16 protein-coding genes are annotated in these 23,056 nt (G+C 65.5%); 9 read left to right on the top strand and 7 right to left on the bottom strand.

From position 1 onward, the window contains the following. Positions 1–125: 125 nt before the first annotated feature. From NGM29_RS11860 to NGM29_RS11845, 4 genes are all read right to left on the bottom strand, one after another. A complete protein-coding gene (locus tag NGM29_RS11860; protein ID WP_254156429.1) occupies positions 126–2,546 on the bottom strand; it encodes an alpha/beta hydrolase in 2,421 nt (806 codons plus the stop codon). Between the two features lie 177 nt (positions 2,547–2,723). Continuing rightward, positions 2,724–4,082 carry a neutral/alkaline non-lysosomal ceramidase N-terminal domain-containing protein gene (locus NGM29_RS11855; protein ID WP_254156427.1) on the bottom strand — a complete coding sequence of 453 codons (1,359 nt, stop codon included), beginning with the start codon at positions 4,080–4,082 and terminating at the stop codon, positions 2,724–2,726. Positions 4,083–4,158: 76 nt separating this feature from the next. Continuing rightward, the gene (locus NGM29_RS11850; protein WP_254156425.1) at positions 4,159–4,518 is read right to left on the bottom strand and encodes a hypothetical protein; all 360 of its coding nucleotides are present in this window, start codon (positions 4,516–4,518) and stop codon (positions 4,159–4,161) included. Between the two features lie 106 nt (positions 4,519–4,624). Continuing rightward, complete coding sequence (locus NGM29_RS11845) at positions 4,625–5,356, bottom strand: glutamine amidotransferase (protein ID WP_254156423.1); 732 nt, start codon at positions 5,354–5,356, stop codon at positions 4,625–4,627. Positions 5,357–6,343: 987 nt separating this feature from the next. Between NGM29_RS11845 and NGM29_RS11840 the strand changes: the two genes are divergently transcribed. From NGM29_RS11840 to NGM29_RS11820, 5 genes are all read left to right on the top strand, one after another. After that, complete coding sequence (locus NGM29_RS11840; protein ID WP_254156421.1) at positions 6,344–7,423, top strand: Gfo/Idh/MocA family protein; 1,080 nt, start codon at positions 6,344–6,346, stop codon at positions 7,421–7,423. Between the two features lie 61 nt (positions 7,424–7,484). Next, positions 7,485–8,531 (top strand): Gfo/Idh/MocA family protein, encoded by a 1,047-nt coding sequence (locus NGM29_RS11835; protein WP_254156420.1) that lies wholly within the window; start codon positions 7,485–7,487, stop codon positions 8,529–8,531. Between the two features lie 78 nt (positions 8,532–8,609). After that, the gene (locus NGM29_RS11830) at positions 8,610–9,614 is read left to right on the top strand and encodes a Gfo/Idh/MocA family protein (RefSeq protein WP_254156419.1); all 1,005 of its coding nucleotides are present in this window, start codon (positions 8,610–8,612) and stop codon (positions 9,612–9,614) included. A 168-nt stretch (positions 9,615–9,782) separates the two neighbouring features. Beyond that, positions 9,783–10,562: a sugar phosphate isomerase/epimerase family protein gene (locus NGM29_RS11825; protein WP_254156418.1), complete on the top strand. Its 780-nt coding sequence runs from the start codon at positions 9,783–9,785 to the stop codon at positions 10,560–10,562. 39 nt (positions 10,563–10,601) lie between these two features. After that, positions 10,602–11,309, top strand: a complete 708-nt coding sequence (locus tag NGM29_RS11820; protein ID WP_254156416.1) for a type 1 glutamine amidotransferase — start codon at positions 10,602–10,604, stop codon at positions 11,307–11,309. A 222-nt stretch (positions 11,310–11,531) separates the two neighbouring features. On the opposite strand, the gene NGM29_RS11815 is transcribed toward NGM29_RS11820, so the two are convergent. Then, complete coding sequence (locus NGM29_RS11815; protein ID WP_254156415.1) at positions 11,532–15,317, bottom strand: carbohydrate-binding protein; 3,786 nt, start codon at positions 15,315–15,317, stop codon at positions 11,532–11,534. Positions 15,318–15,516: 199 nt separating this feature from the next. Between NGM29_RS11815 and NGM29_RS11810 the strand changes: the two genes are divergently transcribed. The 4 genes from NGM29_RS11810 (at position 15,517) to NGM29_RS11795 (ending at position 20,741) form a co-directional block, all read left to right on the top strand. Continuing rightward, complete coding sequence (locus NGM29_RS11810; protein WP_254156413.1) at positions 15,517–17,112, top strand: N-acyl-D-amino-acid deacylase family protein; 1,596 nt, start codon at positions 15,517–15,519, stop codon at positions 17,110–17,112. 73 nt (positions 17,113–17,185) lie between these two features. Continuing rightward, positions 17,186–17,920, top strand: a complete 735-nt coding sequence (locus NGM29_RS11805; protein WP_254156411.1) for a fumarylacetoacetate hydrolase family protein — start codon at positions 17,186–17,188, stop codon at positions 17,918–17,920. After that, complete coding sequence (locus NGM29_RS11800) at positions 17,917–19,143, top strand: aminotransferase class V-fold PLP-dependent enzyme (RefSeq protein WP_254156409.1); 1,227 nt, start codon at positions 17,917–17,919, stop codon at positions 19,141–19,143. Before NGM29_RS11805 ends, NGM29_RS11800 begins: the two co-directional genes overlap by 4 nt. 110 nt (positions 19,144–19,253) lie before the next feature. Beyond that, on the top strand, positions 19,254–20,741 hold the full coding sequence (locus NGM29_RS11795) for a sulfatase family protein (protein WP_254156407.1): 1,488 nt from the start codon (positions 19,254–19,256) through the stop codon (positions 20,739–20,741). Positions 20,742–20,865: 124 nt separating this feature from the next. On the opposite strand, the gene NGM29_RS11790 is transcribed toward NGM29_RS11795, so the two are convergent. Continuing rightward, on the bottom strand, positions 20,866–21,687 hold the full coding sequence (locus NGM29_RS11790) for a PIG-L deacetylase family protein (protein WP_254156406.1): 822 nt from the start codon (positions 21,685–21,687) through the stop codon (positions 20,866–20,868). 108 nt (positions 21,688–21,795) lie between these two features. Further along, the gene (locus NGM29_RS11785; protein WP_254156405.1) at positions 21,796–22,959 is read right to left on the bottom strand and encodes a type 2 periplasmic-binding domain-containing protein; all 1,164 of its coding nucleotides are present in this window, start codon (positions 22,957–22,959) and stop codon (positions 21,796–21,798) included. Between the last annotated feature and the right edge of the window lie 97 nt (positions 22,960–23,056).

Here is a 23,056-nt window from a genome sequence, read left to right as displayed (position 1 = left end):
ACTTCCTCACTTCCCTGGCCAGCGGTTTCGAGATCGATTCGGAACCGGCTCTCGAGCGATCGGACGTCCATCGGCCCACCGGTTTTTTCGGCTCGACCATATACCTTTGCTCGAGTGCGGGGAGCTCAGGCCTGGTCGGCGATCCAGTCGAAGACGGCGTCCCGTCGGTCCGTGGAGAACGCCCCGGGCGACTTCCCGGGTCCGCCGCCGAGGCGAGCCTCGTGGTAATCGAAGCTCAACAGGTCGTCCGGCGCGCGGACCTCGAGCGCCTCGGGCACCCCGTAGAGGTCGTAGACGGACCGGGCTTCGGAGACGCATCGAAGGACGTCCGCCTGTGGGTGCGTCCAGTCGAGCGACGGGGCCACCGCGAGCGTCGGCCGAGGAGCGATCAGTCCGAGCACCTCGTGGAAGTCGAACGGGACTCGTTCGGGGTCATCCCGAAACAGTCCGAGACGGGGTTGAAGCCCATGCATGTGAGACAGTCGTCCGATCACCGCATTAGCGCGTTCGGCTTCGGAATCGCTCGTCCGGAACGGCGCGAACCCACCGACCGAGGCGACGCCGGCGATGCGCTCGTCGAGCGCCGCCGCGTACAGCCCGACGGTGGCTCCGAGTGCGTACCCTAGAACGAAGATCCGGTCGCTATCGATGCACTCGAGCCCCGAGAGCGTCTCGACGGCGGCCAGCGCGTCGTCGACCAGCTTGCCCATCTTCGACCAGTTCGGGTGACGCTCGTAGAAATGCTTGCCCTCCTCGATCCGGGTGCCGAAGCCGAGCTGATCGTACGCGTACAGCGCGAACCCGCGGTCGGTGGAACCCTCGATTGGGACCTGGCCGCGACCGCCCGCCCCGTACCCTGTGTTGTAGGCGTAGGGGTGCAACCAGACGATGGCGGGTAACTGTTCGTTCGGGCGGTCACTATCGGCCGATTGCGGATAGTAGAGGTCGCCCTCGACGCGTTCGCCGTACGTGCGCGACGGCGACAGCCACCGTTTCTCGACGCCGTCCGGTGGGTCGGGTCGACCGATGACGTCCGCGAGGTAGTCCGGTTTCCCGCCCCGACCCGCCTCCTCGAGCGAGGACGCCGGCGGATTCGACGCACGCGGCGGTCGCTCGCCGAAGCTCCAGCGGAGCCGGTCTCGGAGCGTGGGTTTTCGATCGGTCCACTCCTCGATCGTCTCGGCTCGGGTGCCGTCGTCGTCTATCAGGGGGTCCTCGAGCCCCCGCTCGGGGAATCCGTCGACGTCGACGTCTTCGCCCGCCGTCCGACGCCACTCCTCGAACGAAAAGTCGTGGTAGAGCTGCGTCGGATCGTCGTACTCGCCGCGTCCGAACGCGTCGTCGAAGAAGTCCAGGATCTGGTGAACGTCTCGGGTGGTCCTGGCGTGACGACCCTGGCGATACTGCAGGGCGAGTCGGTCGTCAGCCTCCAGGAGGTCGTAGACGGAGTTGGCGGATCGGTACAACTGCGCGACGGCCCACGCGCTCGTCGTCCGCTCGTTCAGCGCCGTGTGGAGCAGACAGGCCCGCGGCGCGACGAGCGAGACGAGGTGGTTGGCGTCGACGGGGAGGCGATTCTCCCGACCGACGAAGAAGCGCCAGCGCGGGTGGAACCAGCTGCGCCGAAGGCGTGCGTGGACCGACATGTCCCCGGCGTAGCAGTCGTCCCGATCGAAGCGCGCCGCGACGACGGCCCCGCTCCCGGCGCTACAAGGGGCGACCGCGGCGATGCGCTCGTCGAACGCCGCGGCGATCAGCGACTGCTTGCCGTTTCGCGAGGCGCCCGTGATCGCGATCTGATCGTCGTCGGCTTCAGGCACCGTCTCGAGGTAGTCGACGACGCGATGGGCGGCCCACGCTCGCCTGGCGAGCAACTGGAAGTCGTAATCGGGATAGGATTCGCCGTAGTCGGCCGCGTCGTCCCGGGCGTCGGCCGCCGCGTAGACGACGGCCGCGTAACCCCGCTGGAGGGCGAGCAGCGCCCACTTGCGGTGGTTCCACTGGGTCATAAAGACCGGAAACGGACCCGTCCCGTCCGGGACCATGAACTCGAGGTCGAGCGTCAGGTCGTGGTTCGGACCGAACGCGAGTCTGACGTCGCGAATCGTGGCTCCCTCCACCGACCGGGTGTCGAGCTCGCTCGCCCGAACGTTGTCCGGCGCGGGAGGCATCCGTCCGTAGAGCCAGTATTCGAGCTGGTGTTTGTATCGATCTCGCTGCTGTTCCCACTCTTCACGGGTCGTAATCTCGGCGCGGCGTTCCGCATCGGGCCCGTACTGAACGAGGGGGTCGGGAAGCTCGGCGATGGCCGGCAACCGCTCGAAACCGGGCGGAAGTTCGCCCGTCCGTTCCTGCCAGGCGAGCCAGCTGTCGTCCCGGTGAGAGAGGCGCGGGTCGGAGCCGTACTCGTCGGCCACGGGCGCGAGCAGGGGACGCAGTTCCTCGAGGTACGCCTGTCGGTGTTCGCGCTCCTCGGCCGACGACGGCGGTCCATGGATTCGTTCGGGGTGTAGCGGGTAGTCGTCCTGGGGTGTGTCTGCGGGCATGGGTCGTCTGGGTTCGCTGGGTACTGGTCGGGCTCGAGACTAAAGTCATTGGGTCGATATCCGCGGCTCGACGGACTCGCTCATTCGAACTCGGTGTATGTCCCGGTCTATCATTACTGGACCTGATGCGCCGGCCCCCATCTATTGTACCTATCGCACCTATTTATCCTACCCTACCTATTGTATCGTCCTCGAGATACGTACGCGCTCGGCAAGGGCCTGCACGTGTCGAAGGATTCGCTCCTCGGCGTTCGGGTCGAGTGGACCCGAAAACGTCGACCGGCGGATCGCCCCCTCGCTCTCGTAGCCACCCTCGGCTCTCGCCCTGGCCGTCGGTACGTACGTGAACTTGTCGTTCGCGTACCCGGCCACCCAGACCGGCCCCTCGAGGCGATCCTTCAATTGAATCCCGTATTCGACGAGAACTTCGCCGCCGAGGGCCACCAGCGTGAGATCGTTGCCGAAGCCGAACGTCTGTATCGGATACGGGTGCTCGGTTCGAATCGCGCCCGTTTCGTCGAGTTCGGTGAGCAACGCCTCCGCGCGGACGCGCAGGTGTCGCACGTCGCCCTTCCGCATCGCCTCGAGTTCGTCCCTGCTCGGCGGGTCCTCGAACTCGAGTGCACAGTCCTCGAAGCCGGTTCTGAGCGGTCCTCGAACCGGCCGTCTCCGGGACTCGATCGCCGCGCGGACGGTCGTGGCCATCGTGCGTCCGTGGCGTTTCGCCAGGTCGACGTCACCGCGTGGATACGGATTCTGGTCGCCGGCACAGCCCAGGAGACAGAGCGCGGTGGCTCCCGGATAGCGCTCCTCGAGGTACCGGCGGGCGAACCCGGCCCAGTCACCGCAGTACTTCGTGAAAAAGAGGGTCGTCGTGTGGCACGCGTAGCCGAACACGATGGCCGAGGGTGCCGCTCCGTCGGTCCGGTCGACCCCTTCGTCGGGTTCGACGACGAGAACTGGAACCTTGTGATCGACCGGCGCGTCGGGGTTTTGCTCGTGGGCAATCCCGTCCTCGACCGGCAGTCGTCGATTCATCGCGAACCCACATCGGGCGTGGCTATAGCTGATCCGCGCCGGCTCTCGGTCGTCGAGGGCCTCCCCGATTACGGCGATCAGTTCGTCCTCGAGTCGTTCGCGATAGTCGGCCGCGTTCGTTCGATACCGCTCGACGTCGTCGGCGTACATTCGCACCTTGAAATCCCGGAATTCCGGTCCGCAGTGGGTGTGCGTCGCCGCGAGCACGATGGAATCGGGATCCAGTCCGTATTTCACCTCACAGCGCTGCGTGACGGCGTCTCGGATCGCTCTCGGGACGAACAACACGTCGGCGGAGACGATGGCTGCGAGCGTTCCCGACTCGTCCTCGAGCGCCAGCGCCGTCGCCTCGAGGTCGTGCTCGACGCCCGTGGCGGGTTCGTCGCGCTTTGCGAAACCCGCCATCCACATCGGTTGCTCGGGCGTAATGACGCGAGTGGCGGTGCCAGCCCGCCACCCGTAACTGCTCGAAGACGTATCGGGTGCGTCCCGTGGCATCGAAGATCGGTTGTCGGTTGGTTCCGATCCCATATGGGTGTGGCGGCGTTTCGTGCTCGAAGCACTCGAGCAACTGCTACGTCGTCTGCGTCGAGGCACCTTGCTGCTCGAAGATCGACACGATCTCCTCGGCAAATTCGACGGCCCGCTCCGGCAATCCGTACTTCTCTTCGGACCGATCGATCGACCGCATCTTCTCGACGAATTCACGCCGGTGGTCGAGGTCGACGATGGTCTCGCGGACGTCGAACGTCACCGCTCCGTCCTCGTCGGTCTCGAGCCACGCCTGGGTTCGTTGCTTCTCGTCGTAGGTGATCGTGTACGTCTCGTTGCCGATTACGTCCACGATGGTATTGAGGTCACCGATCTCGAGGTCCCCCTCGTCGGTCTCGAAGTAGACCGTTCCGCCCTCGACGCGCGTTTCGTAGCGTTCCATACGTTGGCGTAGCGTGGGTCACGCAAAAGTACGTTTGGGTCGCCAGGTCGTGTGATCGATCTTCTTTTTGGTCTCTGGTTAGGCGACCGAACCCCTACCGCCTTGGTCAGCCGGTGACGTCCTCGAGCAGTGCCTCCCAGAGGGTGGGAAGGCCGTCCCACTCGAGGAACGTCGGCGGCGCCCAGTGGGGCGCACAGTCGGTGGTGAACGCGAACGTCCGTCCGTCCCCGTACGAGCCGACGGCGACCAGGGGATCGTCGCCGACCGTCGCCCAGACGTCTGCGTCGGCGTCGGCGACGACTCGGTTGTAGCCGAGGACGGCGGGCCACTCGTCGTCGAGGTCCGCTCCTAGAACCCCTTCGTTCGTCGGCCGAACGCCGGCCGGCGCTTCCACCCGGTCGTCGCCGGGACCGATCGAGACCGGCAGGACGTCGGCGAGCGCGGTGCGGTCGTACCGCGCCTGGCCGTTGACGCCCGCGAAACTCATGTAGCCGCCGATCATCCCCAGTGCGCCGCCGTCTTCGACGTACGACGCCAGGAGTTCGCATCGGTCGACGTCGGCCTCGCCCCGTCGGACCTGCGGCGTGAGCTGGAGGGTATCCGCGCCGATGTCGCTCAGGATCACGAGGTCGTACGCCTCGAGGTCGGCCCGCGTGCGAGGGAACTCGCGGGTCGCGACGTGACAGGGCTGGTAAGTCACCGACGCGCCCGCGACCTTGAGGGCCGCGATGAGGTGATCCGGCGCTTCGTCGTATGACGCCCCGGTGAGGACGTCCTGTCCCTTGATCTCGAAGGTGAGCAGCTGCCAGGACTCACCGGCGAGGAGTACGTTCGTCATAGGTCGCTCGATACGAGGGAACGTCCGGGTATCAAGCCACCGGTCGTTGGTCGTCGACCACCGACGTTAGTCACTGGCCGTCGAAGTCGGTTACCGACCATCGACGTCGGTCCTGGTCGAGTCGTTTCCGATCGTCAAACACCCCATTCCTCTCTCCCCGTCTGAGGCGCCGACCGGATCCTGCCCGTCTGGTCCGGCTACAACGGCGACGGGACGGTCGCCTGGAAGGGTGATACACGAATGACCAAACTACAGTGTGGGCACCCGAAACGGTTCGTATCGCCTCGAATTGGGCTCGAGTTCGCAGACGAACTGGCGAAGTCGACGGTGCTGACGAACGAGTACCTCGTCGGGACAGTACGTTCGAAGTTTTCCGACCTGTGTTTTACATAGCAAAACACAGGGTGTGAAACAGTCACAGGCTGTTACAGACGTATGAGAGTCACGTTATGGATCTCTGTGGCACTCATTACCGATATAATGGCGAAATACGGCAGTAACGACGTTCGCTCTCGAGCGTGAACGGCTGTTTACGTGTGCAAAACGATTTCCGGTTTGTCCACGTTCGCTGTTTGGTCGTAACGGCGTCTTCGACCGCTCTCGCTCGAGTACGGTACTATCGCGATCGGCACCCTCCATCATCCGTGGTAAAGTGTGTTCGAATTTGGATTCCCGAAACACCCGTCCATCGAGTCGTGACACGTCTCTCACCACAACGTACATTACAACTTGCCACCATGAACCGAGTGATAACGATGCAGCTATGCGAATCGGATCTTCCGCAGGTGAGCCTGACGTGACCCCTCTTGGTCCCCGAACCCGACACGTCCCCGGACCGTGCGAATCGAATACCGTCGCCAGGCGGACAGCGATGCTGTCAACCGTCGTCCGCTACCGGTGGCGAACGACTCGGTGCAACAGGAACGAGGGCCGTCATCGCATCGCTCGCGCGTTCGACCGAACTGACGACGGCCTGGAGGCAACGAAATGACGGAGCGAGCCATCGGCTACGTCGGCCTCGACCACCACCACGCAGAGCCCTACCTGCAGACCCTCGACGCGCTTCAGGCGAAGGCGACGGTGACGTGCGCGTGCGAACCGAATCCGGCTTTCGATCCGTCCACCGTCGCCTCTCTCGGCGACGTCCCCGTCTACGACTCGCTCGAGACATTGCTGGCGGCCGAGTCGGTCGATACGATCTTCCTCACTCTTCCGAATCGCGACACGCCCAATGCCATCGAACGAGCGCTCGACTCCGGGGTCGACGTCTACACGGAGAAGCCAGCGGCCCGCCAGGTCGCCGACCTCGAGCCCGTGCTCGAGCGGGCCGCGAGCGCCGACGAAACCGTCTGCGTGTCGTATCCGTGGCAATCACATCCGATCGCTCGAGACCTCCGTGGGCTGGTCGAGGACAGGTTCTTCGGCGACGTCCGCGCGTTCGAGGCGCGCTACGTCGCGTCGCAGCTGTCGTTCCGGGACACCGATCACTTCATCTTCGACCCGGACGCGAGTCGTGGCGGCATCCTCCAGTGGCTCGGCATCCACTGGCTCCAGCTGATCGACTACCTCCTCGAGGAACCCATCGTACGCGTCAACGCGAACATGGCGTCAGGTACCGAGGGGGTCGCTGTCGAGGACGTCGCGACGCTCCAGCTCGAGACGGCCGGGGGTGCGATCGGCACGCTCCACTGCGGCTACCACCTCGGCGAGGGCGTCTACGACACCAGAATCGATCTGTACGGAAGCGACGGTCGCAGTAGCTGGGACCCGATGGGGCGGGAGTTCGGATTCGAGGGCGAGACGACGCTCGAACTCGACGACGTGAGCGGCGAGTGGGCCAGCACGCCCCACCGGACGATCACCCACGAGTACGACCCGGCCCCGGGCTATGGCGGATCGTGGGGCAAGGACTTCGTCGAGGAATTCTTCGAGGCTTGTGACGGAAAGCGCAACCCACCGGTCACCCTCGAGGACGCTGTCGCGGTCCTCCGCATTCTCGACGCCGCCTACGAGTCCACAGAGACGGGCGAGTGGATCGACGTCGATACCGACGGGTCCGTGACGTAGCCGTTATCGAGGCCACCGGCACGCTTATAAGACGGTCGCCGGAACTACGATTCGTTACACCATGAGCGACTACACGGTTGGAATCGTCGGAACCGGGCCACACCCCGAGAATTCGGATCACGACGGCTACTCCATGGGCTACCGTCACGCGCGAAGTTTTCGACGGGCCGACGGCTGCCGAGTGGCAGCCTGCGCGGACATCGTGGCCGACCACGCGGCCGCGTTCGGGGACGAGTTCGGTCTCGACGACGAACGGGTGTTCACGGACGTCCAGGCGATGCTCGACGGGGCGACCCCCGACGTCGTCAGTATCTGCACCCCACCGTCCACGCACGGGGAGCTGGTCGAAACGTGTGCTCGCCACGAGTCGGTGCAGGGGATTCACTGCGAGAAGCCGATGGCCGAGACGGTCGGGGAGAGCCATCGTCTCGTCGAGGTCTGTGAGGACGCTAGCGTTCAGTTGACGATCAACCTCCAGAACCGGTGCAGCGACGCCGCTGGCGAGATCAGGCGCGTCATCGACGACGGGGCGATCGGCGACCTCGAGCGCATCGAACTCGGTCGCCAGGATTTACTCCAGACGGGGCTCCACCACGTCGACCTCGCGAACTACGTCCTCGGTGACGAACCCGTCGAGTGGGTGCTCGGGCAGATTGACTACCCGGAAGAACACATCTGGTACACGAACATGCCGTCCGAACGCCAGGGACTCGGCATGTGGGCGTACGAATCCGGCGTTCACGCGCTCTGCTCTACTGGCGCAGGTGCCGAGGCCGTCGGCCACCACACCAATCGCTTCATCGGGACCGACGGCGAAATCGAATTCCAACTCGGCGACGAGTATCGCATCCGAACCGACGGCGAGTGGCGGACCGTCGAGGTCGGTGGCGACGCCGCCCAGGACGCAGCCATCGTGACGCTCCTCGAGGCCCTCGAGACCGACGAGGAGCCGATCATCAGTGGCCGACGAGCGCTCGGATCGACGGAGATAGTTTTCGGCATCTGGGAGTCAGCGCGCAAACGAGGGCGCGTCAGTCTCCCGCTGGAAATCGAGGACAATCCGCTGGCCGCCCTCATCGAGTCGGGGGAGCTACCGCCTGACGAGTGAGCGACTCGAGTGTCGTCCTCGACGATCGAGATCCGGGAGTACGTACATTTTTGTGCTCGGGGGAAGAGTCCGTTCCCAATGAACGACGAACGAGCCCCCCGCATTGGGGTTGTCGGTCTCGGGACGATCGGCCGAATCCACGCTACCCGGCTCGACGACCTCGGTGCCGACCTGGCGGGCGCCGATCTCGATGCCGAGGCCAGAACCGACTTCGCCGACGAGTTCGACGCACCGACGTACGAAGACCACGAGGCCCTGCTCGAGTCCGGCGTCGACGCGGTAGTCGTCGGCGTCCCGAACCGCGTCCACGAGGAAGTTGCGGTCGATGCGCTCGAGGCCGGCGTCGACGTCCTTCTCGAGAAGCCACTGGCTCACTCCCTCGAGAGCGCCGAACGGATCGCGGTGGCCGCCCGGGACGCCAACGGATTCTGTACAGTCGGGTTCACCATGCGGTACGCGAACGCGACGAAACGGGCAATCGAACTGCGAGAGGCGGGACGCCTCGGCTCGATTTCGCACGTGAGCGTCGACTACCTCAGGCGGGGCGGCGTCCCCGGCGGCGGACGGGGCTGGTTCACCGACGAGTCGCTCGCTGGCGGTGGCGTCCTGATGGACCTGGGCGTTCACATCATCGATCTGGCGTTACACCTGTTCGACTACCCGACCGTGGCCGAGGTGAGCGGCCAGACGCGCTCCGAGTTCGGCGAGTACGCCGTCGACGATTCCGCGACCGCGTTGCTGCGGTGTGCAGACGGTCGAACGATCTCCGTCGAGACGTCCTGGCACGGAACGGCGGCCCCCTCGAGGGAGTGCGTGGTTCGCGGGACGGAGAGTGGGCTCGCATTCGAGGTGTCGGGGGCTGAACTGACCGTCGTCAGCGCCGACGCCGACGAGCCCGTCGACACCGTCGAGGTCGGTACCGCCGACATGCACCTCGCGGAGGACCGGGCGTTCCTCGACGCGGTGGCCGGGGACGCCGATCCGGTCGCGGGGACGGTCGAGGAAGCGCTCCTCGTCCAGCGGGTGATCGACGCCATCTACGAGTCGAGCGAGCGAGGGCGAGCGGTGACCCTCGAGCGATGACGACTGCGAGGACTGCCGATCCCCTACCTCTTTGGTGACGGACTCACAGTACCGATACATGGAGAAACGATCACTGGACTCGGTCGGACCGGTAGCGTTGCCGCCACGTTCCGGCCCCTGGCGACTCGATACGAAATCGAACGCAGTTCTCGATACCGAGGGACAATCATGACGATGCACGTTGGCCTGTGTACGATATCGGCCAAAGAGCGCCCCGTCGAGGAGGTCCTCGAACTGGCCGCAGACGCCGGGTACGACGGCGTCGAACTCTGGGGCCGCGATCACGTCGGTGACGGCTCCGAGGCGACCTGCGAGCGGATCAACGAGGCAGCGAGCGCTCGAGGCCTCGAGATTGCCTCGTACGGCTCGTACCTGCGCTGTGGTAGCGACGACTTCGCCGACGACCTCGAGCACGAACTCGCGGTGACCGACCGCCTCGACACGGACATTATCCGGGTCTGGGCCGGCAGCCAGGAGTACGGCGATCACGACGACGAGCACTGGGACCGGGTCGTCGCCGACCTCGAGCGACTGACCGAGCACGCCGCCGACTACGACGTAGAGATCACCGTGGAGAAGCACAACAACACGGTCACGCACACCCGCGAGGGCGCCAGGCGGCTCGTCGAGGCGATCGACGACGAGCGCTGTCGTCTGAACTACCAGCCGGGCTTCTCCATTCCGTCCGACGAACTCGAGCGCGAAGCTTGGGAACTCGCGCCGCTCTCGAATCAGCTTCACCTCCAGACTACGCGCGAGCGAACCGAACGCGCTCGTGCCCCACTCGCCGAAGCCTACTACGACCTCGAGGCGATCCTCGAGCCGTTCCTCGAGGACGGATTCGACGGCTTCGCGAACGTGGAGTTCGTGACCGACGAGCGTCCCTACCGGGAGGCAATCGAGGCCGACCTCGAAACTGTTCGCTCGATCGTCTCGACGGGACGGTAACGTATTTGACGCTCCAGTGTTTCGTACCGCTCAACAAATATGGACGCACTCCGAGTAGCGCTGTTGAACGCCTCGTACAACGACGAGGCGACGACGCGGAACTTCGATCGAGACGTACAGGCTAACCTCCGCTCGTTCGCGGTGGACGAAGGCGAACTCCCCGACACCTACGACTATGATGCCGTAATCGTCAGTGGCTCGGGCGCGTCGGTCTACGGCGACGAACCGTGGATTCCGCCACTGCTCGAGTGGGTAGACGAGGCGATCGACCGCGACCTCCCCGTGCTCGGCGTCTGCTTCGGCCACCAGTTGCTCGCGCACGTCCTCGGCGGCCGGGTCGAACCGATGGGAGAGTACGAGATTGGCTACCGGGAAATCGAACGCGTTGGCGACTCGCAGTTGCTGTCGGGACTCCCCGACCGGTTCCTGGCGTTCACGACGCACTCGGACGAGGTGACGAAACTCCCGCCTGGAGCCGAACTCACGGCCGAGAACGACTACTCGATTCACGGCTTCCGCGCCGGCCACGTCTTCGGCGTCCAGTTCCATCCCGAGTACGACCGCGCGACCGCCGAGCGGATCACCCGCGAGAAGGACCTCCCCGAGGAACGAATCGACACCGTCCTCGACGGGATTACCGAAGAGAACGTCGTCACGGCGGCCGATGCCAAAGTGCTGTTCGACAACTTCCTCGAGTACGTCGAGTCGCTGTCGGCCGAGCGGCCGACAAACGAGTCGCGAGCCTGACCGTTTTTCGTGTTCTCCGTCGTTCCAGCCGAGCCCCGCTCGAGTACTCCCCCGTTCCAGCCGAGCCGCTCGAGCGCTGTAACGTTTTGACCGAACCTCAGTCGCTCAAGCGCCGAAGCAATCGACGATGTGCGAGTCGGGCGCGCCGACTGCAAGTCGGAAGGCGCTCGACGAAGGTCGGGATCACGAACGTGAGAAGAGAAAAACAGGACTCGCGAGCGCCTACTCCTGCGACCACGCAGACGCCAGCGGGATACGAACGTCGTCGCCTTCCTCGATGATGTAGTTGTAACCGCCGTCCTCGAGCTGGTCGGGGTCGACGAAGTCACGGGTGAACGTCTTTTCGCCGACGTCGACCGTCAGCAGGTTACCGCGCCCGTCCTCCAGGGCCTCAATCGGGTAGGAACCGTTCCCTCGGCCGCGCTGGTCGCGACCCAGGACCGGGTTCTCGGGGTCGGGTTCGCCCCGCCAGGGGTCGCGCTGGTCGTTGTCGACGTAGACGAACCCGGTGTGGCGCTCGAGGAGACCGCTATCGGCGGCAACCCGGATCGTCAGGTCGTTCTCGAGACTCATTTCGCGGGTGAAGTCCTCGACGGTGCCCCGAAGGAATCCCTCCGCTTCCTGAATGAGCGGTGATTCGTCGAGGGGTTCGAGCCGTGTTCCGTCCTGGACGTAAGCGTAGTCGGACTCGCCGTCTTCGACCGAGTAGAGGCCGAAGAAGCCCTTGAACTCGAAGGTGTCGTCGACGGTCAGCGTGTCGGTCTTCTCGAACGCGCAGACCACGTAGTCGGTACGCCCGTTCGTCAGTTCGACCCTGACGGCGTGGCCCGGCCCGCCGGAAACCGGAACCTCCTCGAGCGAGTCGACGACCCGGTCGCCGTCGAAGTGCTCGATCACGGACGTGTACGTCGTCTCGAGGTCCGATCCACGCCGGTTGAGGAAGGCGTACCTGAGGCTGTCCTCTGGCGTGGCGCCGCCGGAGCTGTTCGGTGGATAGCCGTTGGCCAGTTCGACGTCGTCGAAGTCGCCGAACGACGTGAGTCGCAGGTGGACGCCGTCGGCGTCGTCGTCGCGCCGGTTGAAGTGGTCCTCGACGTCCCAGTCGAGGACGACCCGGTCTGCGGGGTCGTCGTCGCGCTCGACCTGATCGAAGTAGTTGAGCCCGGATCCCCGCGAGTCCGGCGACCGCGCACTGTTGTACGACGAATCTGCGTACGCCACGTTCTCGCCGGCGAGCGTTCCGCCGTTCTGGGGCTCGAGGTCGAGGCCCTCGGTGGTAAGGTCGGCTTTCGTCGTGTGGAAGCTGTAGCGGTGGTCGTCGCCGCCGGCGACGCGGAAGAAGTCCACGGCGTAGGAGTGTTCCTCGTCGACGGTGATCGTCGCAGTCGTTCGTCGGTACTCGTCGGTCTCCTCGTAGACGTGGGGTGCCTCGACGTCGATCAGGTTCACCCGCTCGTCCTCGCCCTCGAAGTGTCGTGGCGTGCCGACCCAGTGGTGATCCTGGCCGCGCTCGTTGACCACGACCGTATTGTGGCTGATCGTATTGTCCGTGAAGAACTGCCGGGGCGGATAGGAGCCAGTGGCCTCCGGATAGCCGAGATCGCGCGAGAGTTCCATCTCGTGGGCCGCGACGCCGATCTGTAGCGTGTCGCGGTGAGCGTGAGGGGTTCCACCGCCGCCGATTCCGTTGCGGCCGTAGTACATCCAGAACGCGCGCTTCGCGTTCCCCAGTTCGGCCGCGTCCCGACGTTCGCGGGCTTCTTCGTCGAGCAACGTCAGGTAGTACAGCGCCATCTTGTAGCCCCCGGAGTCGTCGTTCTTGCCGACGCACTCGAAGCGCATCGTGTTGGTTCCCGCGGGCAGCTCGAGCAGGTACGAGATGGTGTCTCGACCGCTGCCGTCGGTCATGAAATCGATGGTGTCGACGTACTCGCCGTTGACGGACAGGTCGTAGATGCCGTAGGTGCTGACGAATAGCGCCTCAAGCTCGAGTTCGTACTCGTCGGCGTCTGCGACGTCGAATTCGAAGGTCCACCACTCGCCTGCCTGGCTGGCTTCGAACTGGATCGCCTCGTCGAAGCTGTCGTTTATCGGCGCGGATGCCTCGGCGAACAGGTCGGACGTGTCGTAGGTCTTGCCATAGGATTCAGTCGTGTAGTTCTCGCCGTCCCGGAGCGCCGCGAAGCCGAAGCCGGCGAGGTTCTGGCTCGGCAGGTCGAGTGGTCCCTCGGCGTCGACGATCGACTGGATCTCCTCGGCGAGCCCCTCGGGTTCGGCGTCATAGATCGAGCCCCTGATTCCGGCCGTCGAGTAGCCGTTCGAGTAGTGCCACAGCTGCGCGAAGCGGGAGTCGCCCGTCACCTCATAGCCGTCCGAGATGCCGCTCTGGCTCATCTCGTTGCCCGCTGGGTGGTGGGTATCACCGAGCGTGGGCGAGAACTCGTCCAGGAGGAGGAGGTCCGAGTTGATCTTGAGAGCGCTCTGGAACTTCGGATGCTGGTAGAGGTCGGCGCCGTCGAACCCGTCGTAGCCCTGCAGGTTCTGGGCGACCTGCAGGATCGAGGACATCCGGATTCGGTTGTAGCCGAGCGACCCCTCGTGCCAGTACCCGTCGCGGTCGCACTGGTCGACGATCGGGGCGAGCACGTTTCCACCCGTCGTGTACCAGTTCTCGGGCTCTTCATTCCAGACGTCGCCGTCGAAGTACTCGTTGCCGGGCTGGAAGATCCACTCGATGGCCTCCCGCGTATAGCCGTTCTCGCGCGTGTCGTCGAGCACCCGGGCCGAGATTGCGAGTGCCGATAACTGACCCCGTCCCGGGGCGATCTGGGAGGCCTTCGCGGCCGGGAAGATCTCTTTGATGTAGTTCTCCTCGATGTTCTCTCGAATACGTGCAACCGAATCCTTGGCGGCCAGCCCCGGGTATTCGCCGGTCTTCCCGTCGAGGAAGCTCACGACGTCGTCCGCAACTGACGGATCGTCGAGCGCGGGGAAGAACGCGTCGTAGGCGACCAGCAGCCGCCGGGCGAGGTTCCCCTCCCAGTGCGACCCGATGATGCGCCCGGTCTGGCGGCCGCCGTGGCTGTTCCAGAAGCCGTGTGCGTTCTGCTGGTAGTCTGCGATCGTCATCTCGGGGTAGACGTCCGCGATTCGATCCATGAGTACTAGCCCTGCGACCGCGTACTTCGATTCCTCGGTGAGCAGGTAGGCGTCGACCAGCGCGTCGAGAATTCGACGAACCCCACCGGGGCGCCAGACGAACCAGTGGTTGTAGTAGGCGACGAAGTTCCATCGGTTGCCCTCGCCCATCCCGAGGTCGTCGTTCTCGTCGACCCAGCCCCAGCCATCGTCGACGCCCCAGCCCTCGCCCATCTCGGGGTGTTCCTCGTTGACCAGCAAGGAGTCGTCGGCGAGGTCGGGGTCGAACATTCCCTGGTCGTTCAGGCCGCTCTCGCGGTAGGCGCCGAAGTCGTTCGTCGGCACCGTCAACTTCCCGTCGCCGTGGGGGTCGTCGACGGTCGTCTCTATCTTCCAGAGGCGGTCGGTGCCAGGCTCGCTGTCGCCACCCAGGATGAGGCGTTCGTTCGAGAGGCCACCACCACGGGGGACCTGCTGGGACGTAACGAGGCTCCAGAGGCTGTCGAGATCGGGGCCGTACTTCTCGAGGTAGCTATCGGCCGATTCGACGGCGTTGTCGCGCTGGCCCGCGGCCCAGTTATATCGCTCGATGTTCCGTCGAGCGTTCTCCCGCATCGTCTCGGTCCACATCGTCGGCCGGGTCTTGTGGTGATAGCGCTCGTCGTCTTCAGCTGCGGTGGTAGTACCCGCTGGCACCAATCCGGCGAGTAACCCGGCGCCGGTTGCCGTTAGTACCGACCGTCGCGAGAGATCCAGATTCGTCGGGGGGTTTCGAACCGCGCTCAGATGATCGATTCCCCACTGGTGGTCGTTATCGGTTTCGGGAGGACACTCCTCACGCTCACGCTCACGTTGCTTGCGCTGTGACATCAAATAACACTCAGACTCGTAGGATATATAGATTTTCATTACGAGAATACATTTTTACGATAACACGAAAGGGAGGTTCAGTCAGCGCGAGGACAGGTGGCTCGAGGCCGGTCAAGGGAACGCGACTGGAGCCCACTCAGCGAGCCAGTTGCCACGACCGAGCGGTGGATTTAGGACGCGGGCAACGAATTGGGTGAGCATGATCGATTTACTCGTCGAAAACGCCCGGATCGTCGACGGCACGGGCGCGCCCTGGATCCGCGGCGCGGTCGGCGTCGTCGACGGTCGCATCGACCGAATCGCGACGGCCCCCGACCACGGCCTCGACGCCGACGCGCGTATCGACGCCGACGGGAGCGTCGTCTGCCCGGGCTTCATCGACGCCCACTCCCACTCCGACCTCGAGCTGTTCGCCGACCCCTCCCTTGCCCCGAAGACCCGGCAGGGGATCACCACCGAAATCTTCGGCCAGGACGGGTTCTCGATGGCCCCGCTCTACCGCGAGGAGGGAATCGGCCCGTGGCAGGAGTACCTCAGCGGCCTGGCCGGGAGGCTCGAGCGCGAGTGGTCGTGGAACTCCCTCGGCGAGTACCTCGACGCGGTCGACGACGCCGAAATCGCGCCGAACGTGGCAACGCTGGTCGGCCACGGCACCGCCCGCTACGACGTGCTCGGCATGGATGACGTCCAGCCGACCGACGACGAACTCGAGGAGATGGCAGCGCTCGTCCGCGAGGGCCTCGAGGACGGCGCCATCGGCTTCTCGACGGGGCTCGTCTACACGCCGCAGGTGTACTCGGAGACCGAGGAGGTGTCCCGACTCGCGGCCGAACTCGCCCCGTACGGGCGGCCGTTCGTCGCCCACATCCGCAGCGAGGGTCGCTGGATCTGGGAGGCCCTCGACGAGTTCGTCGACATCGGCGCCGAACACGGCATTCCGCTCCAGATTTCGCACTTCAAAGTTACCGGCAGCGAACAGCAGGGAAAGGCCGACCGCCTGCTCGCACAGGTCGAAATCGCCCGCGAGCGCGGTATCGACGTCACCGCAGACCAGTACCCCTACACCGCGGGCAGTAGCATGCTGACGTCGCTGTTGCCGCCGTGGGTCCAGTCGGGCGACGCCGACGCCCTCCGCGAGACGCTCTCGGATCCCGACCAGCGCGAGGAGATTCGTCGGGACATCGAGGAGTGGCGCATCGACGGCTGGGAGAACGTCGGCGGCAAGACCGGGTGGGACCGAATCGAGGTGACGAACCTCACTTCCGAGGCGTTCGGCGAGGAGGGTGGACGCGACATCGCGACCATCGCGATCGAACGGGACAGCACGCCGATCGACGTCCTCTGTGACGTCCTGCTCGCGGAGGACTTCGAGGCGTCGATGATCGCCCACGGGCTGATCGAGGAGGACGTCCGAACGATCATGCAAAGCGAGCGCGTCATGGTCGGCACCGACGGCCTGTTCGGGGCCCGTCCCCACCCCCGCGTCTACGGGTCGTTCCCTCGCATCCTGGCGAAATACGTCCGCCAGGAGAACCTCCTGTCGCTCGAGAAGGCCGTCAGATCGATGACGTCGCTGCCCGCTCGAGCGATGGGACTCGATTCGAAGGGCGTGCTTCGTCCGGGCCTCGACGCGGATCTGGTCGTCTTCGATCCGGCGGTGGTCGACGACCGCGCGACGTTCGACGATCCGGAGCAGTACCCGCTCGGGATCGAGCACGTCGTGGTCGACGGGACGCCGATCGTTCGCGACGGCGAGGACACCGGCGCTCGGCCTGGCGGTGCGATTCGGGCCTGAGTACCGGTTCGACCGGCCGATTACTGGCGGGATCGAAAGAACGTTGGTGTCTCGCGGGAATGCTCGAGTGACAATGCGAACGGTACGATTCAACGACCAGACTGGCTACGCACGACGCGGTGAGTGGACCGACGACGGCATCGTCGCCGACGGCAAGACGTACGATCCCGACGAGGTGAACGTCCTCCCGCCGTCGGAACCGACGAAGATTATCTGCCAGGCCGGTGGGTACATGGACCACCGCCGGGAGTCCGGCTTCGACGACCGACCGGAGCGTCCGGAACTCTTCCTGAAGACACCCAACTGCGTCGTCGCCCACGGCGACGCCATCGAACTACCGCCTGGACGCGAGAGCGTCGAGTTCGAGGCCGAGTTCGGCGTCGTCATCGCCGAGCAGTGTCGCGACGTCTCGGTCGACGACGCGATGAACGTCGTCGAGGGATTCACCTGCCTCAACGACATCTCGAACCGGGACGACCAGGCCGAAGAACGCAACTGGGTCCGCGGGAAGGCCTTCGACGCCTCGCTCCCGATGGGGCCCGTGGTGGCCACACCCGAGGAGGTGCCCGACGATGCCACTCTCGAGTTGCGCCTGAACGGCGAGACGAAACAGGAGAGCACCCGCGAACACCTGATCTTCACGGTGCCGGAGTTAGTCTCGGACGTCTCCGAACTCATCACCCTCGAGCCAGGCGACGTGATCGCGACCGGGACGCCCTTCGGGCCAGACGAGTTGAGCGCGGGCGACGTCGTCGAGGTCGAGTTCGAGGGCGTCGGCGTCCTCGAGAACCGGGTGATCGCCCGATGACGCTCGACGGAGACACGATCTACGACGACCTCGGCGTCCCGCCGGTGGTCAACGCGACCGGCACCAAAACGCGGATCGGCGGCACGCTCATCCGGGAGGAGTCCCTCGAGGCGATGAACCGCGCGGCGGAGGCGTTCGTCCGTCTCTCGGACCTGCAGGCAGCCGCCTCCGAACGTATCGCCGAGGCGACCGGCGCCGACGCCGGCTACGTCACTAACGGCGCGAGTTCCGCGCTCACGCTGGCGGCAGCCGCGTGCATCGCGGGCGACGACCTCGAGGTCATGGCGCAGTTGCCTGACACCGAGAACGTACCGAGCGAGATCGTGATGCCCCGGACCCACCGCAACGGCTACGACCACGCCCTGCGCGTCGCCGGTGCCGAGATCGTCGACGTGGGGGCGAACGACTACACCCTCGGGACCGGGTCCGAGAACACCGAACCGTGGGAGATCGAGGCGGCGATCACCGACGAGACGGTCGCGGTGGCCTACATGGAGAAACCCTACACGCGACCGCCGCTCGAGACGGTCGTCGAGATCGCCCACGACCACGACGTCCCGGTCATCGTCGACGCGGCAGCCGAGTTGCCGCCGACCGAGAACCTCTCGAAATTCGTCGAACAAGGCGCCGACCTAGTTGCCTTCAGCGGCGGGAAGGCGATCCGCGGCCCCCAATCCTCTGGAATCCTCGCCGGACGCGAGGACCTGATCAAATCCGTCGCCCGCCAGCACCTCGACATGCACGCCTCGGAGCCGGTGTACGACCCGCCCGAGAGCCTCGTCGACGTCGACGACCTCCCCGGCGTCCCCCGGCAGGGGATTGGCCGATCGATGAAGGTCGGCAAGGAGGAACTGGCTGGACTGATCGCCGCCCTCGACGCGTTCATCGAGCAGGACGACCAGGCTGTACTCAACGAGTGGCACGACCGCGCCGAGCGAATCGCCGGTCAACTCGAGGGGATCGACTGTCTCGACGCCGACCTCATCAACGCCGGGAAGACTGACGCCGTCACGAGCGTCGTCGTGACGGTCGACGAAGGGCGGTCGCCGGTCGACACCGTGTCGCTGGTCGGGGGGCTCCGGGCGGAGAACCCGCGAATCTTCGTCGGCGCCGACGACGTCCACCAATCCCAGTTCACGATCAATCCGCGATGTCTCCCGGACGACCAGGCCGAGTACGTCGTCGAGCGAATCGCCGCCCACGTCGGTTCCGGGGGCGAGTAGGCGCCGACTCGAGGACGGCACCGTTTGTCGGGATCTCGAGATGCTATTGTGAGGGCGATGACCCAGACGCAGACGACAACACCTATTCTTCTGGACGAGAATCTCACCACATGCGGATACTGTACATCGACGTCGATTCGCTGCGACCCGACCACCTCGGGTGTTACGGCTACCACCGGGAGACGTCACCGAACATCGACGAGATCGCCGCGGACGGGCGCCGGTTCACGAACGTCTACGCGTCCGACGCGCCGTGTCTCCCCTCGAGGACGGCGTTCTACACCGGTCGGTTCGGCATCCACACCGGCGTGATCAATCACGGCGGGCTAAACGCCGACCCGCGCCGACACGGTCCCGCACGCGGCGAACGCTACCCGCGACGCTTCCGGACGCTCGCCACGATTCTCGGCGAACAGGGGCTGGACACGGCGATGATCAGCCCGTTTCCCGCTCGTCACGACGCCTGGCAGGTCGTCGAGGGGTTCGACGAACTCTACGACACCGGCGGCAACGGCTCGGAGCGGGCCGACGAAGTCTACCCCTACGCCCACGACTGGCTCAACGAACACGCCGCCGAGGACGACTGGTACCTCCACGCCAACTTCTGGGACCCCCACACCGAGTACACGACGCCGCTCGAGTACGGCCACCCGTTCGCGGACGACCCCGCCCCGGACTGGCCAACCGAGGACGTGATCGAGTGCCACTACCAGGGGACCGGCGCCCAGAGCGCACAGGACCTGTGTAGCTGGGGCGACAAACGAGACGCGCCCAGGATGCCCCCGGACGTCGCGTCGCGCGAGGACTTCGAGACTATGGTCGACGGCTACGACGTGGGCGTCCACTACATGGATCACCACGTCGGGAAGTTATTCGACCTCCTGCGCGATGCCGGCGTCTTCGAGGACACGCTCGTCGTCGTGAGCGCCGACCACGGCGAGAACCTGGGCGAACTCAACGTCTACGGCGACCACCAGACGGCCGACGAACCGACCTGCAACGTGCCGCTTATCGTTCGCGGTCCCGGAATCGAACCGGGCGTCGACGACGAGTTTCGGTACCAGCTCGACCTCCCACCGACCCTCGTCGACCTCATCGGCGGCGACGTACCCGAGGGCTGGGACGGGCGGTCGTTTACCGGATCGGTCACCGGCGGCGAGACGGACGACAGGAGCGGCCGCGAACGCCTCGTGCTCAGTCAGGGAACTTGGACCTGCCAGCGGGCCGTTCGCTGGGACGACTGGCTGCTGATCAAGACCTACCACGATGCGTTCAAGAGCGACCTCGAGGACCTCATGCTGTTCGACCTTGCTCACGACCCGCACGAAACGACGAACCTCGCCGACGAGCACCCCGACGTCGTCCGCGATGGATTGAGCACGCTCCAGCAGTGGGTCGACGACCGCCTGCTCGAGGCCGCCCGTGGCGAGCGGGGCGGCAACCCCGGCGCCGAAAACGCCGTCACTGATCCGATGTGGCAGGTCCTCCGCGGCAAGGGACCGTACTACACGTGGGACGCGCTCGAGGACTACGCCGAGCACCTTCGACGGACGGGACGGGACGAGCACGCGACGGCGTTGCTCGAGCGTCACGGCTGACTACTCGAGGACGTACTAGGGATCGCTTCCAGCGGCCCTCGGCTGCTTTTCGGCCACTATAGTTAATCCAGATGAGACGGTGCTCGAGCGTCGAGACCCGCTCGAGCCCCTCGTCGCCCCGAAATCAGGGAGACACGAGATCCGAGGCGAGAGCCGGCGTGAGGTCGCCGCCGTACTCGGACACCTCGAACGCCTCGGCGTACTCGATCCCCCGGCCGCGTTCGGGTCCGTACTGCTCGATCAGGTCGTCGCGGAACCGATCCGCCGTCGCGCGCATCTCCGCGAGTCCCGGGATCGGGTCCGTCTCGAGCCACTCGCGACGGTCGTCGGGGTCGTCGGGAACGGCCTCGAGTTCGCCCTTGTTGTACGGCAACCACTCGTACATCTGGGACTCGTGGCAGTCGAGTGCGTCGTACTTGCAGTCGACGTGTTCGTCGTCGATCGGGACGATCACGTCCGGCGTGAACGGGTACGGCCGCTCGAACGTGTCGAGCAGGTACGCGAACACGGGGTTGTCCTCGAGCGCCGGCGTCTCCGGACAGACGTTCGGGACGGTGACCATGTAGGCCGCGTCTCGAACCAGCTGTGAGGTGTACCGGTGATCCGGGTGATAGTCGTTCGTCCGGTGGGTCAACACGATGTCGGGGTCGTACTCTCGGATCAGCTCGATGACCGTCTCGCGGTTCTCGAGAGTCGGCTCGAGTCGGCCGTCCGGGTTCTCGAGGACGCGGTACTCGATTTCGGCGGTGTCGGCGGCCGCAGCGGCCTCCCGTCGACGTCGCTCGGCGAGTTCGCTCCCGCTCTGTTCGTGGTGGCCGCCGCGGCCGTCGGTCATCGAGACGAACCGGACGTCGTGGCCGGCGTCCGCCCACGAACACGCCAGCCCGCCGGCGCGGATGTCGGGGTCGTCGGGGTGCGCGCCGATCACCAGCATTCGTCTGGACATGGCTACAGTACGGCCGGTGGGTGACGAAAACGTTCCGGTCGCTCGCGATCGTGCTCGAGTCGGAGCCGAGATAGCGGTCAGCTCCCGGACGGAAACAAACGAGTCCCGCTACGCGAGCGCGTCGTCGATCCACTCGAGGTGGGTCTCCGTCAGCAGGGAGTGGTGATAGATCGAGAGTCGGCCGTCAGTCACCGATCGAATCCCATCCACGAGGGCGGCCACCTGGTCGGGCCCGTCGAGGACGGCCGGAGCGAGCGTGATGCCGGCATCGATCGGACGGTCGACGACCCGCTCGAGTGCCTCAATTCGCTCGCGGGCCGTCTCGGTCTCGGCGACGTAACACAGCGCCGTCACCCGATCGAGGTGGGTCTCGAGGCGCTCCAGATCGACGCCCGCCGCGGGGAGCGCCGCTGGCGCCTGGCCGTACGCCTCCATCGCGTAGTAGTTGAGCGGCGTCGAACCGGACGCCTCCGCTAGTCGTGCGAGTAGCGTCTCGATCACGGTCGCCCGGAACTCTAGCAGGTCGTCCACGAGCGGTTCTCGCTCGCGAAGGTCCTCGATCGGTGGCAACAAGGCGTTCGGGTCGCCGAGCGAGGGGCGAACGAGGTCCTGGACGCGCTCTCGCGCTCGCTCGAGGCCGACCCGGTGTGACGCGGCGACAGATCGACAGCCGTCGCAGAAACACTGTGAGAGGAGCATCGCCTCGCTCTCCGTCGTCACCGTCTGGCGCTTGTCGTGGCCGTACTGCGATCCGTGATCGTGGAACGCGCTCGGGAAGCCGATCGACTCGAGCTGAATCTCGTCGACGCCACGGTCACGGATCGATCCGACGACTGCAGCGAAGTAGTCCTGTACCGCGGGATGAGACGGACACAGCGAGTGGTCGTGGGCGTCGCCGAACGCGCTCTCGAACCGGTAGTCGGGGTTCGTCGATCCCAGTCGCGTGTTGTGGAGACAGACCGTCCACGCGTTGACGGCTATCCCGTGTTCGTGTGCCCCGTCGACGATTTCCGCAAGCGGATCGTCCCACGAGCCGACGCGGTTGACCGGCGGCTCGATCGGCAGGTCGTCGAACCGTTCGCCGGGCTCGAAGTAACAGCCGCCGCCGTAGGCGCGAAACAGGTCGTCGGGGAACCGGGGTTGCATCGATCGAACCGAGTGATAGTGGCTGGCCACGTTGATCGCGTCGATGCCGTGATCGCGGAGCCGTTCACAGGCCGACTCGAGTCCCTCGCGCTCGAGGGTCCAGGGATAGGTCCACAGTGCTGGCATGTCGGGACAGTCGAAGGGGGCCGGCATAAAGATAGTCGCCTCGACTGTGGAGGGACGGGAGTCCTCGGACCTAAGAGTCGGACCGAGTCGCGGTATC

The organism is Natronosalvus rutilus, assembly GCF_024204665.1.
GTDB lineage: Archaea > Halobacteriota > Halobacteria > Halobacteriales > Natrialbaceae > Natronosalvus > Natronosalvus rutilus.
The sequence above is the reverse complement of the archived record's forward strand: the minus strand, read 5'-3'. Positions and strand labels throughout refer to the sequence as shown.